The organism is Dictyobacter aurantiacus (genome assembly GCF_003967515.1).
Taxonomy (GTDB): domain Bacteria; phylum Chloroflexota; class Ktedonobacteria; order Ktedonobacterales; family Ktedonobacteraceae; genus Dictyobacter; species Dictyobacter aurantiacus.
On sequence record NZ_BIFQ01000002.1, the window covers coordinates 1,008,148 to 1,022,052 of the forward strand.

The 13,905-nt window shown below is 52.5% G+C and carries 6 protein-coding genes; 3 read left to right on the forward strand and 3 right to left on the reverse strand.

The features are described 5' to 3' along the window. Positions 1 to 11: 11 nt before the first annotated feature. Entirely contained in the window at positions 12 to 3,047 is a 3,036-nt protein-coding gene (locus KTT_RS29100; RefSeq protein ID WP_126601203.1) for an ATP-binding protein, read from the reverse strand. A 555-nt stretch (positions 3,048 to 3,602) separates the two neighbouring features. Here KTT_RS29100 and KTT_RS29105 point away from each other — a divergent pair. Both KTT_RS29105 and KTT_RS29110 read left to right on the forward strand, forming a co-directional pair. Beyond that, positions 3,603 to 5,903: a PAS domain-containing sensor histidine kinase gene (locus KTT_RS29105; protein WP_126601204.1), complete on the forward strand. Its 2,301-nt coding sequence runs from the start codon at positions 3,603 to 3,605 to the stop codon at positions 5,901 to 5,903. A gap of 272 nt (positions 5,904 to 6,175) precedes the next feature. Continuing rightward, complete coding sequence (locus KTT_RS29110) at positions 6,176 to 6,970, forward strand: alpha/beta fold hydrolase (protein ID WP_126601205.1); 795 nt, start codon at positions 6,176 to 6,178, stop codon at positions 6,968 to 6,970. A gap of 144 nt (positions 6,971 to 7,114) precedes the next feature. Here the strand turns inward: KTT_RS29110 and KTT_RS29115 are convergent, their stop codons facing one another. Next, a complete protein-coding gene (locus KTT_RS29115; RefSeq protein ID WP_126601206.1) occupies positions 7,115 to 7,393 on the reverse strand; it encodes a mersacidin/lichenicidin family type 2 lantibiotic in 279 nt (92 codons plus the stop codon). A 136-nt stretch (positions 7,394 to 7,529) separates the two neighbouring features. Beyond that, positions 7,530 to 10,829, reverse strand: coding sequence for a type 2 lanthipeptide synthetase LanM family protein (locus KTT_RS29120; protein ID WP_235845977.1), 3,300 nt, complete (start codon positions 10,827 to 10,829; stop codon positions 7,530 to 7,532). Positions 10,830 to 11,170: 341 nt separating this feature from the next. Between KTT_RS29120 and KTT_RS29125 the strand changes: the two genes are divergently transcribed. Then, positions 11,171 to 13,900: an NACHT domain-containing protein gene (locus tag KTT_RS29125; RefSeq protein WP_126601208.1), complete on the forward strand. Its 2,730-nt coding sequence runs from the start codon at positions 11,171 to 11,173 to the stop codon at positions 13,898 to 13,900. Positions 13,901 to 13,905 lie beyond the last annotated feature (5 nt).

Genomic DNA, 13,905 nt, shown 5'->3' on the forward strand with positions numbered 1-13,905 from the left:
TCAAACATTTACTATACACCAGGGCCAGTAGAATCGTCTGTAAGTGGTGAAGAAGAGGATTGCTCTATAACAGATTTTAACCGATCTCCCAGGAATTTACCATCATCAGCATGCAGCAACATCATTAAAAGGTCCGGGTGTGCCTTTTCGATCAAATCTAGTAGATCCTGTCCCTCAGATGTCTTTTGTAATACATAGCCGGTTTTCTCCCTCAATTTATCAACGAGCCCATAAATATCGGGTTCGTTATGCACCAGCAAAATTGGCTTTCTCAAACCGCCACCAGTATCCTGCCCCGGCACCAGGGTCTCGGCACTGATAGGAGGGATTGTGGATAGCACTTCAGGGATCTGAGACTCGGCCGCTGCATGTTGTAATGGCGCAGGCTCTCTAGTAGTCAATTGCTGCAGCACACGTAAAAGGGAATCGCGCGCCACCGGTTTAACCAGATACTCATCGGCGCCCAACACATAGCCAGCCGAGCGATCCTCCAGCACAGTCAACAAAATGACCGGGATAGAAGCGGTGAGAGGATTCGATTTCAGTTGATGCAGAATCTGCCAGCCATTGATGCGGGGCATCATAATATCCAGCGTAATCACCCTGGGGCGAAGCTCCTGAATAACCTCGATCGCTTTACTGGAATCCTGCACACCGACCACACGATAGGGGGTCTGCTCTAAAGACGCCGAAATCAACTGCAGCACATCAGGATTATCATCAACCGCAACTACCAGATAGGCATCATCCGCCAGGGGCTCGACATTGCGCACCACCCGCAATGTCCCGGTATCGGCAATCAACGGCAATTCATTTTCCGGCGATGTACTGGCAGTATTCTTCTGGTCCAGCAATGTATTCAAGCGCATATCCTGAATAAGGCGCTGATCGCGCAGACGCATCGGCAACACGATCGTGAATGTAGAGCCGACCCCCTTCTCACTCTGGATCTCAACCTTACCGCCCAGCAACACCGTCAGTTCACGAACGATCGAGAGCCCCAGGCCAGTCCCACCATAGCTACGGCTATTGCTACTATCCACCTGATAGAAAGCCTCAAAAATATGTTCCTGGCGATCGCGATCAATACCAATGCCGGTATCCGTTACCGAGATAGAGATCTGCCCACCAGCATCATTATTGGCATTCGCGGCAGGCCGGCGCACGGCAGACACGGTAACCGAGCCTTCCTCTGTAAATTTCAGCGCATTTGAGATCAGGTTCAGCAGGATCTGGCGCAACTTGCGCGCATCGGTTTCAATCGTCGAGATCCCCTCTTCCACAGAAATAGCCAGCTTCAGACGGCGATTGAGCGCCATCGAGCGCGTCTCATCCATCACGGCGCTCAGTAGTTCTTCTACATTCACTTCGGAGGTATTGATATCCATGCGACCGGCTTCAATCTTGGCCAGATCCAGCACATCATTGATCAAACTCAGTAGATGCTGCGCGTTCTTCAGGATGCGCTCGATATTGTCATGCTGGCGGCTGGTCAAGGGAAATTTCTGTTCCGAGCGCATAATAATCTGGCTAAAACCGATGATCGAGGCCAGCGGAGTGCGCAATTCATGCGACATCGTAGACAGGAACTGGCTGCGTACCCGGTTAGCCTCCTCTAGAGCGGCATTCAGCACGGTTAGCTCATCGCGCTGCTGACGCAGAACCTGATTACTCTCCACCTGCTGGTGCGCATATTCAGCTAGCGCCAGCGCCTGGCGCTGAGTATGCTCATACGTCTGCGTATTGCGTACAGCGGTCGCCAGACTGCTGGTCACGACCTGAATCACATTGCGTGCCCGTTCGCTCATCGTAAACACGGAACCAACAGCCAGCACCCCCAGCAGTTCATTTCCCTGCACAAGCGGCACATGATAGAGGGTCGAAGGCAGCACCTCGCCAACAATAGTCTTGATGGAAAAAATCTCGGTCGCCGGACTATGCCGGGTTACCAGCAAGGGTTCCCGCACCTGCGCCACTTGTCCGACCAGACCTTCTCCCATAGCAAAACAGCTCTGCCGGCCCGAAAATTGAAGGCCGCGCGAAGAAAAGAGATTCAACTGCTTCTGCTCATCATCGTACAAATACAGAGCCGCGATCTGCACGTCCAGCAGATCCAACAACTTCTGAAAGAAATGCTGCATCAAATCGGCGAGATCGAGACTTCCAGCCAGCAACGTATTCAATTGCATCACCTGCTCCAGAATATCGCGATCCTTCAACACGCTTTGCTGCTCCTGCAACACATCCGCCATGCCATTAAAGGTCTGCACAATCTCATTAAACTCGCTATCCCGGCTCTCCTGTACCCGTGCCGTCAGATCACCATCGCGAAAAGCGGTAGCCGCAAACTTAAAATTATCCAGCTGCTCTCGTTGTACAGCGATATAAAGGCGAAAAGTATTCCAGAGAAAAGCACAAACGACGAGCGTCAACGCGATCAACAGGCCCAAAAACAGCCAGTTCCTGGTCAGAACCTGACTTTGCAAACTTGCCAGGTCATTATCGCTGGTCGTCTGCAGCAATGCCACCGATGAGCGCACATCATCGAAATACCCCTTGCCCAGAGCGTTAATCTTATCGGCGCGAGCCGCCTTCAGGTCCCCATTACGCATATTCTGCAGTTGCGGATCAGCATACAGAGAGGTCCAATGCGTTACGCGATCCTCCACACGAGTCACCGCCAGTTCGGTCTGATGAAAACCCTCTGCGGCACTCGCATTTTTTAATTGCTGCACGTAGGAGGCAAAATGCCGTTGACCATCATTAAATGGCTGCAGAAACGACGCATCACCAGTAGCGATATAGCCACGCAGGCCAGTCTCTTGATCGATCATCGCCTGCAAAAGGCCATTAACATTATCATGCCATGCCACGCGCTGATCGCCCAATTGCCGCTGATTTTGGGAGACATAGAAGTTGGCCCAGGAACTCAAAAGCAGGCAGCATACCAGGAAAGCGATCGATATGAAGAGCCGCCTGCGCAAATGCACAATCAAACTACGTTGCTGTCGATGCGGCCGTTTCTGAGGTTGTAAAATATTGATCATTGCGCACTCTTTTTAGCTTAATATTGAGAATGCCGGCAAAGCATATCATGAACACTCATAAGGAAATATTGGCAACAAACAAATAATGAAGCGAGCACCCAACAAGGATCAGCTACCCACCATAACGGGAGACTAATTGAGCCATCTCTATCATACCTCATCAACAGCATAAATTAAAGCACCAGTACTAAAAGAAGCCAGAAGCAGGTAATATCTTCCCCTCGCCTGGCAGGTGAAGATGAGCGCCCCCGCACAGGCCTCCGCGTGCACGGCACTACCATACAAGGGACACGTAAGCACTGCAGGTGCGAAACCTCGCGCAGGCCGCAGGCGATGATCATGAGAGTCAGACACATTCCAAAACAAAAGTATTTAACCTGGAAGGTACGCGCCAACGGATGACAAACCGGATTGTTTTTTTATGTACATTCTACACATAAATCACAACCTATAGAGCAATGAAAAACACACAAATTGGCAATTCCGTGGTACAATACGTTGACAACAACTGGTCCATGTATAATATCTTGTTCAGATATAGTTTCGAGGCAGGCATTGAAGCAAGAAAAAACACTCCTTGCTCCTTCGCAAGCAGGGATAAAACTAGATCGGCACAACCTGGTCACATGTGAACAGGCTCCACGCCGGCGCATTGAAGACCAGACATACATCAGGCTCATCGAGATGTCGCGTGATGCAATGATCATCTGCGATCCTCAACAGCACATCCAACTATGGAACGGTAGCGCAGAAGAACTATACGGATGGACAAAACAAGAAGTTATCGGGTGCCTCTATCATGAATTGCTTCAAAGCAAGCCCAACGAAAAAAATTCTGATAGCATGTACCAGCTATTACAAGAAGATCAGTGGGAAGGTGAGTTACTCCAGACCAGGCGTGATGGCAAGTTAGTAGTGGTCAAGAGCCGCCAGAGCATTCTCAAGGACGATACAGACTACCCTGATCATATTTTAATAGTCAACCAGGATATCACCACCATAAAAAAACCGGAACAAAAGCTACAGGACCACGTTAACTTGACGGCTTGCGTCCAAAACATTGGCTTCTGGTCCTGGAATGTCCTTGACGACCAGCAGAATCTTAGCGACCAGATACTATCCGCGTTCGATCACCAGCCGCGGGAAAATCCTCCTAATGGGCCGCAAGTGATGCAGACGGTTCAGGCCGCCAATCCAGCTAACACCAAACGTGTCCTGCAGCAAGCTTTAAAAACGGGGCATAAATACATAGATGAATACATACTTACCGACTCATGTAAGCACAAACACTGGATCGAGGTCCAGGGCCGCGTTTACTTTGACGAACAATGTCGTCCTATCAAAATGATGGGGATAGCTATCGACGTCACCAGGCAAAAGCAGAAAGAGCACAGGCTCCATGCCTCAAACCACTATCTCCACACCATCCTGGATAGCCTCAAAGATTCCTTCTTTCTACTTGATAAACAGTGGCACTTCATATATGTAAATCAGCAGGCCGCCAGGTTGATCCACCGCTCAGCCGACGATCTGATTGGGCACAATATCTGGGAAAGCGTTCCCAGCTTAAAAAACACCATTTTTGAAGAAAAAGCTCAAGAGGCCATTCACACCCAGGAAAGCATCCATTTTGAGACCTTTTTCGCTCCGCATCGGTGCTGGTATGACGTTCACCTCCATCCTATTCCAGAGGGTCTATCAGTCAACTATAATGATGTTACGGCCCACAAGCAAACAGAAATCGCTCTACGCGCCAGCGAGCACAAATTTAAGGCATTGATCGATGCTAATATCATTGGTTTTATGCTGGCCGAACGGGACGGAAAAATTGTCGAGGTCAATGATAAACTGCTGGAAATGCTTGATTATACGCAAGAAGATGTGGCTACTGGTCGCTTAAACTGGCGCAATGTCACACCCGATGAATACAGAAGCATCGATGATCAGGCAGTCAAAGATATCCAGGAGACCGGCGTCTTCATGCCGTTCGAAAAAGAATATCGCGACAAGCATGGGCAACGCGTACCCGTCATGATAGCGGGTACCATTGTAGACAACACGCGTCACCTCTGCGCCATCATCGTCGTTGATTTAAGGACTCAAAAACAGCTCGAAAAACAAAAAGAGATGTTCATGAGCATTGTTGGGCACGAGCTACGCACGCCGCTTACCGCCATCAATGGTAGCGTCCAACTCGCCCAGCGCCGCATCCAGCGCTTCCTACAGGAGCGTCCCGATAAATTGCCCTCAGATGTAGAGGTGATGATCAACAAATTGTACAAGCTGCTGGAACAATCATTACGCCAGACACGCGTGCAAAACCGCCTGATCAACGATATGCTGGACGTTTCCAGGCTGGCAATCGACAGGCTCGAATTATTTATGCAGCCAGGCAACCTTATCAGCGTCGTCAAGGAAACGGTCGATGATCTACACTATACCGAGGGCAACCATCCTATCTCCCTGATACTGCCAGAGCAGCGATACATACCAGTGCTCATGGATAGTGACCGCATCAGCCAGGTAGTGGCGAACTATATCAGCAACGCGCTCAAATACTCAGATCCCGATGCGCCCATCACCGTAGAGATAACGGCAGATGACTCGCAGGCGCGCGTATGGGTACACGATCGCGGCGAAGGGATGTCAAAGGAAGAGCAAAAGCAGATCTGGAATCGCTATTATCGTACCAACCAGGCCAGGGATAAAAAAGCCACGGGGGTCAACCTCGGCCTGGGCCTGCATATCTGCCAGGTGTTGATCGAGCGCCATCATGGCCAGGTAGGAGTTACCAGCCGGAAAGGGAAGGGGACTTCGTTCTGGTTTTCGTTGCCTTTGATGGCGAGCGGCACATAGCGATGTGTGGCGCTCTTAGGGCTGCTTTTTGTGCCTGCGGCCATGACACTACGCGCCTGCGGCGCTCAACTTGAATTTTTTGAGGGGGTGATGCAATGTTGTGAGGGGGTGCAATTGCACCCCCTCACAACATTGCATCACCCCCTCAAAAAATAAATAGGGGGGCCTGGTTGCGTTACAACATCTTCCCAAAAATCGGGGGGATGGCTCAAAAACAAGACTCATTATGCATGATGCTTGCATTTTAATATGTGCGGGTGTACATATATAGTATGAAGATGTATCGCGAGATCAGCAATCATACGGTTTTTGTAGAGGGACGTCCCGTACACTATCAGATGGTAGATAGGACAGGGGATAGGCAGGAGACGTCCAGGGAGGCGATTGTGCTGGTGCATGGGCTCAGTGCCTCTAGCTACTGGTGGACGCGCAATATCGCACCTCTGGCACAACACTACCGCCTCTACCTTGTCGATCTGCCGGGGTTTGGCTCGATGCGCCAGCACCGTCAGCACTTCCATCTGAGGCAGACCGCCTCATGGCTCATACAATGGATGGAGAAGATCGAGCTGACGAAGGCGCATTTTATCGGCCACTCCATGGGAGGCTTTATCTGTACGGAGCTTGCTGCGCGGCGTCCAGAAGTGGTAGGGAAACTGGTTCTGGTAGCGCCGGCGTTTATACCGCCCGCGCGCCAGGTGCGCCACTATCTCCTCCCATTATGTCTGGGTATCACCCATACCTCACCGGCCTTCTGGCCCATCCTCACCTACGATGCCATGCGTACCGGTCCCCTGACCCTTCTTAACGCGGCCCGTCAGCTCATGGCCCAGGGAGATCATGAGCATATCAGCGCCCTCAGCATGCCGACCCTGCTTATATGGGGTCAACACGATACCCTCGTGCCGGCGGAACTGGGGCAGTTGCTCATCAAAGAGATTCCCCAGGCCCAGCTTATCATACTGGCCCGCGCAGGACATGTATGTATGTTTGAGCAGGCTCCTCTGTTCAATAAACATGTGCTCAACTTCTTGCATGCTGAGCAGACCGACAAGACCGTGCACTAAAAGAGGGAATCTCTTTTCTGAGCGCATTGGACGACAGCATACAAGACCTGTGCGGCTACAACAGGGTGCATCCGCACAGGACGAAATGAACGATACCACAGATGCAATACATTGATCTCTGGAACAGATCGACGCGGCCGCATGCTAACAACAGGGTCCAAATGTAAAGCAATAAGACGATTTCAGGCAGTCAGCCGAACAACCAAGAGAAAACTGCTGTTCATGCGGACGATTCATACCAACGCCGATGCCAATACCGATGCCGAGACTAATACCGTCTCCGCCACAGATCGCCGCCAGATCAGCATCAATCAGCTCAATTTCGCCCGCCGGATTGGCCGGTAGCTGCGCTAATTCAGCAGGCTCCAGGCTGCGGCGATATGCTTCATCCGTCCAGGCGCGCACAACGTCTATAGAAGACATGGGAACATCCTTTCTGTGTGGAAATAAACAAAGTATTCCACCACTACAACATATGGGCTACAACAGTACGTATAACCAGTGGCTTTACAGCCAGAGACACAAGCAAGAAATGCGTCAAATCCCCATGACGACGGCCTCATTCAGCCACCATACGCGTGGGAGGAGACAGGAGAAGCAGATTCGGCACGGACTGAGGTTGCGCCAGGCGCAACAACTCGTAACCGATACCAGCCAGTCCCAGCATCATCCCTGGAGTTTCGACACCGAGAGGAAGACCACTTACCCAACCTGTACGCTCGCCGCATTCCAGCAGCATCGCGGTCAGTTGGGCCAGCGGCTCCAAATATTCAGTCATACCCAGACGTTGTGTCGCAGTCAGGAGCAATTCTAGATTGCCCAGGTCCCCATGGCAGAGCGAATGATTAAAGCCAAATCCCTCCTTCAATGTTGTTTTAAGCGCTATCTCCACTTCCTGGCGCATTACAACGCTATCGTCATAGTGCAACAGCTCCATTCGGCTCAAGCCCAGACCAGCGGCGCCGTGACACCATGCCACCACAAAACGCGACGAGGTACCCTCGTCCGTCTCATGCGCTCCCCGCGCAGTCGACTCGGGCCGCAGGTCAGGCCAGTTATTGTGGGTACTTGAGAACAACTGGCGCTCAAAAGAGAGCAAAGCGTTAGCAGCTATACGAAATCTCTCCTGCTGACAGGCGACGGAGAGCTTCATCAAGCTTAAAGCCATACCGGCAGCCCCGTGGGCGTATCCGGTTAACAGACCCCTCTGGAGCAGAGCGGCTACTGATGCCGTTGGTGAAGTTAGATGCAGAGTTTGCAGCAGATGATCGCCGCAACGGATCGCGTTCGCCAGCACACGTGCTGTAGGCAGAACCTGGTACAGGCTCAGCAAAGCCAACAGGCAGCCAGCGGAACCATGAACTACATCAAGCTGCTGATCATGCTCAATCAACGGCTCGATCTGTTCAAGCACGCGCTCCACCCCGCTTACCAACCACGGCTCGTTCCAGAGTACAATCAGGTGGGAGAAGAGGTAGAGCAGTGATCCCCAGCCCGCGAATCCCCCCACGTCCTGCATCAACAGGGGGACCGACGGTGACGACTCCAACTGCTGGCACAGAGAGGATACAATAGTGCGCGCCAGGGTGGTTGATTCCTCGTGCCCATCGCACTTGCCCAGGTAGGCAAGAAACAGGGCCAGGCCCGCCAGCCCATTATAAAGGTCACAACCCACGGCACCAATATACCACTCGCGATGCCGTCCCGGTGTCAGGGTCAGCCAGCTCAGCGTGTCTCCTTGATGAAATGAAAGGGTATCCAGGCGACGGCCGATCGAACGAGCGGCCGTTTGCAAACGCTCAGGAGTCGCAGGCGCGGCAGGCGTGCGCAGTTGCAGGGTAGGAGGTTGGAAATGCAGCTCCTGCTCTGTAATAGAAGCCAGTGACGCCTGAATAATCCACACCTGCCGCATCAAATCGGTATCATCCAGCTTCTGCAGGCGTCGCACAGCCATATCCATCCCGCTATGGGAGCAGAAGTCCCTCACCTGTTCACCCCGACTCGTATAGAGGTCATAGCTGGAGACCCGTGTCAGAAAGAAAGGGATATCGCCAGAGAGAAGATCCGCCTGTTCGGCCGCTATGACGCTGGTCATATATGGCTGCTGACGTGTAATCGTCCACAGGCGATCCATATAACGATAGAGATCGAGCGCATCGCGCAACACATCGGGGTGGAAGCTCTCCTGCAATACCAGGCTATAGGCCATCGTCGGTCGTAAAATCACGCGTATCTCGTCACGCGCAAAGCGTGGCAACATGGTCTGTAACAACTCTTCGCGACATTCAACCAGCAATCGATACATAGAGACAAAACCGAACACGATACAGTGCTGGTAAGAACAGAGATCTACTGGCTGACCCCGTAAACGCGGGCGATTCTGGCGTCCACCCATAGTCGCGAAATCACGCACGATGCGCATCTGATCCGTTCCCACCTGAGCCCACCGGGGCACCGCCACCGGAACTACCTGACCCTGTAGCTCGCTCATACCGCTCATATCCATGCCGGGCGCCCGTTCACTTGACCAGAAGCGATAGGGCAGCAAACCCACCGAGAGTACCGACGACTGCAACGCATCATCGAACTCGGTCCGGACAGATGGCCGATCTTCTTGCCAACGAATACGTGGACAAAACAGCGCCTCTAAATCAACCAATACCGGCTGCTCGCCGGCAGCCACCAGATTTTCCGCGTGTACATCGGTCGCCGATAGCATATACAAAAGGGCCAGATAGGCTCCCTGCCGAATATAAAAACGCTCCACCTGTTCGGGCTCGCTACAATCATGGGCTTCAATAAACTCACACCATCCATATGTACCCTTATCCAGCAGGCGCGATAAGCGGAACGGAGGCAACTTGCTTCTCACATTCAACCACTGCAGCAGGATCTGAAAATGGGTATCAATCGAAAGGGATCTAGGCTTATAGACCAGGCGCAAGCCAGAATGGAAACACAGCAGAAAAACACTGCGGCCTCCCCGGTGAACATCTCCCGTTCCACTGAGCACCTCAATCAGAAAGCCGGGATCGGCATCGGGCGAAAAGAGGGTACAGATCTCTCTCCAGTCGGCGCATAAGCGCTGCAGGAACTCCAGCGACGTCTCACGCCACTGATCAAGATGGGTCATCAGCTGACGGGCCAGTACCGGATAGCGGCCCAGGATCGAAAGCATCACCTGCGGCTGGCTACACCAATCGGCAAAAAAAGCGAAGCGCTCCTCAGGAGTCTCACCGCGCAGGCGCCCCTCCAGGCGCATGACGTTCAGTTCAAGGGCCAGCACCTTGCTCACTTTGAGGAACAGCTGACCTGGTAGGCACTGAAACAGCTGGGTCATCACAACCAGGGGATCGAACGGCGGATTCTGCTGACGCTGCAACAGAATCTGCATCTCTACATAGACACGCTTCCAGGCGCTTCGCAAAAGGGGTCGAATCGCGCGTGCGAGCAGGTCTATGCCTTCTTCCTGTCGCATAGGAGGAAGGGGGCACGGCATATCCTTATCATCCATAGAAAAGGCCTGCTGCAACTTATCCAGCCAGGTCAGATCGCCCGCAAATCGCTGCCGTACCGCCTCGATAGGTTCGGCCAGCAGATAGAGGAGATCTTCTTCCACCAACCCATCAATTGCCAGACGCTGAGCAAACTGGCCTTCCTGCTGAAAGGCTGGCAGTTCCTTCCACCAGCGCAGCTTACTCGCCGCCAGATCGGTATTGCGCTGATCTAAAGAAACCCTCTTCTCATTATCAGCCCGCCATAACGCAATGCGCTCAGGCAATGTCAGGGCGCGGTACCAGGAAGCTGGAATTGCCTGCTGAGGTATGCCAACCGTTGTCTTATGCCCCTCTCCTATCATCAATCACGTCCCCTTTAAAAAGATCACAAACTACATATAACATTATAATTTTTGACGAAATTCATTTTTGGCATACATTAAGTTATCAATATACTTCTGCGCTTGAATATAATATACAATAATTCAAAACGATTTCATAAGTGAGTAGGAATATTATACCAGTTATACAAGATGTAAAAGTGATATTATATAGGAAAAATAGGAGCAACAAAGACGTAACAACGGTCAGCATGTTATAATGTTCTTGCATCGTTCAATGAGCGCGTAGGCAAACACCGTACAACAGCAGGGTGCAGGGTGGGGGAGCACCTCGAGGGTAATGTGTAAGGAGGGAGAAAGGGATGGGAGAAGACGATATGTACAAGACGGTAGCAGGTGGTGAAGAGACCTTGCTACGCATACCTGGCGATGCCAAACGGCCAGCGATACCACGCACAGGACTATTGGGACGATATTCACAGCATGAGAGTAGAACGTACAGCGTTCAGCATCAGCCTTTCATACCAGAAAGAGAGATGCCGCCGCTGTATTATGCGCCGCCAGGACCAGGTATTGATAACCCGGTATTCAGAAATACAAGAGCCGCCCACTCGCCACAGGAGAAAAATAACCGTCTGCATCTCCTCAAGCGTGTCAGGCGCTTCTGGATCACAGATGTGCTCGAACATTCGCTGCATCATGCCACGCTGATCGAACTAGGATTGCAGACAAGGCCTGATGCATTAATTAATCCATGGCATCTTTTACAGGAATCGGCGCAGGCCAAAAGAACGTTACCCGCGCACACCTCGATCACGCAGGTCTACGACGAAGCCGATGGCGCCTTGCTCATATTAGGGGAACCAGGAGCCGGGAAGACCACCCTGATGCTGGAACTCACGCGTCACCTGCTCAACCGGGCCGAGCAAGACGAGCATCACCTCCTGCCCGTCGTTTTCAACCTCTCATCATGGGCTGCCAGGCGCCTGCCGCTGCGCGACTGGTTAATTGATGAACTTCATGACAAATACCAGGTGCCGCGCAAAGTCGGGCAAAACTGGATCGATACCGAAGATATTCTGCTCCTTCTCGACGGGCTTGACGAGGTCAACGCCGCCCACAGGGCCACCTGCATCGACGCCATCAACACGTTCCGCCAGAAACATGGGATGGTACCGATCGTAGTATGCAGCCGCAGCGCAGAATACCACAGTCTATCCACACAGTTGAGCCTGCAGATGGCGGTGGTCATACAACCATTGGCCCCCCGCCAGATCGAACAGTATCTCAAAAACGTTGGCAGGCCCCTGGAAGCATTAAGAATCGCGCTCCAGCAGGACTTCTATCTACAAGAACTGGCGACAACCCCTCTGATGCTCAGCGTGCTCGCCCTGGCTTATCACGGCATGCCACTGGACGAGATCCTGCAAAACGATACCTTAGAGAACAAGCGGCGGCAGATCTTCGCCACCTATGTCCAGCGCATGCTCACACGCCGCGGCACGTCCACCAGCCATCCACCGGCCCAGACCATCCACTGGCTGGCCTATCTCGCCCGCCAGATGAAGCGACAGAATCAAAGTGTCTTTTATATCGAACACATCCAACCAGACTGGCTGGAGGAGCCGCGCACGCAGCGCATCTATGAGCGCCTGGCCATACAATTGATTGGTAGTTGCGTCGGCATCCTGATCAGCCTGGTCGTCAGCCTCCTGTTTCTGGGAAGCTTAACCATCACCATACGTGCCATCTATGGATTGATGGGAGGATTACTGGGAGGTCTGCTGAGTGGCAGAACACTTGAGCCGCTACCAGAATCAACCATCTTACCGGTCAGGCGGGGCGTATCTGGCTGGCTGAACAGGCTCATCAGCAATGGACCCACACGCAATGGCGTAGGTATTGCCCTGATCACCATTCTCATACCTGGAGGCTATACCTGGTATGATCCGCTCAAAGGCATCATAGTCGGGGGGGCCCTTGGCATTACCAGCACGCTGTTAAGTATTTTACTGGCGCCCGTACCCAGCACCAAAAGCACGCATAGAACCTATACACTCATTAAGCAAAGTGTCCTCATCGGCACCTTAATCGGCCTGAGCACCGGGCTCAGCTTTGGCTTCCTGATCGGACCAATCATCGGTATCGGCTTCGGCTCGATCATCGGTATCAGCTTCGCGCTGATCTCCCTGCTCCTCCTGCTCTTCTTCTCGCAGAGGAGTCCAACCATCCAGCTCACGGAGATTATTACCTGGCATCCAAAAAACCTGCTCAAAGGGCTATTGAGCACCCGCTATATCAAACAGAGCCTGCTGGTAAGTGGGCTGGTTGGATTAAGCATTGGTCTCAGCAACGCCTTGATCTTTGGCCCCAGTGTAGCGCTGGCGCGCAGCCTGAGCTTTGAGCTCAAAAACCTGCTCACCCTTGGGAACGACGCCGAACTTATTTATCGCGCCCTCGTTGGCCTCGGTTTTGGGCTCAGTACCGGCTTAAGTATTGGATTAAGTTATGGCTTTATTTTAGGCCTGTTAAATGGTCTCTCCAATCACAGGCTTGAGGAACATCGTAGACTAACCCCCAACCAGGGGATTGGGCGCTCGGCGCGCAATGGCTTTATTGTGGGTCTCATCTGCACGTTTGCCACCTGGAGCATCCATATCTTAATGCTACTCATCTTCACCAGGGCTTACTACCTGTTCAGCCAGGGCCTGGCCATGCTGTTAAGCAATGATCCAGGGCAACAACTCAACATACTGCTTGATGAGGGGGTCAACGAGGTTTTGAGCTTTGGGCTACACAATGCCCTCTACATCGGGCCATCCTGCGGCTTGCTGGTAGGGCTCTTAATAGGTGGCTGGGCCTGCATCCAGCATATCGTTCTGCGCATTCTACTCTGGCGTAGTCAGGCGATGCCGCGCAATTATGCCAGGTTTCTTGATTTCGCCACGGAGCGTATCCTGCTGCGCAAAGTAGGCGGCGGCTACATCTTCGTGCATCGGCTCTTGCTGGACTACTTCGCGGCCATGGTTCCCCACCCTCTGGCGCGGCCGTTAGACTATTGGGATCAATCGAAAACGCACGAGAGGAGATGACAGGC

What these genes read in the sequence shown, in the direction of transcription:
- KTT_RS29100 (WP_126601203.1), bottom strand. Translation starts at nt 3,047, where the DNA reads ATGATCAATATTTTACAACCTCAGAAACGGCCGCATCGACAGCAACGT.
- KTT_RS29110 (WP_126601205.1), top strand. Translation starts at nt 6,176, where the DNA reads ATGAAGATGTATCGCGAGATCAGCAATCATACGGTTTTTGTAGAGGGA.
- KTT_RS29115 (WP_126601206.1), bottom strand. Translation starts at nt 7,393, where the DNA reads ATGTCTTCTATAGACGTTGTGCGCGCCTGGACGGATGAAGCATATCGC.
- KTT_RS29120 (WP_235845977.1), bottom strand. Translation starts at nt 10,829, where the DNA reads ATGATAGGAGAGGGGCATAAGACAACGGTTGGCATACCTCAGCAGGCA.
- KTT_RS29125 (WP_126601208.1), top strand. Translation starts at nt 11,171, where the DNA reads ATGGGAGAAGACGATATGTACAAGACGGTAGCAGGTGGTGAAGAGACC.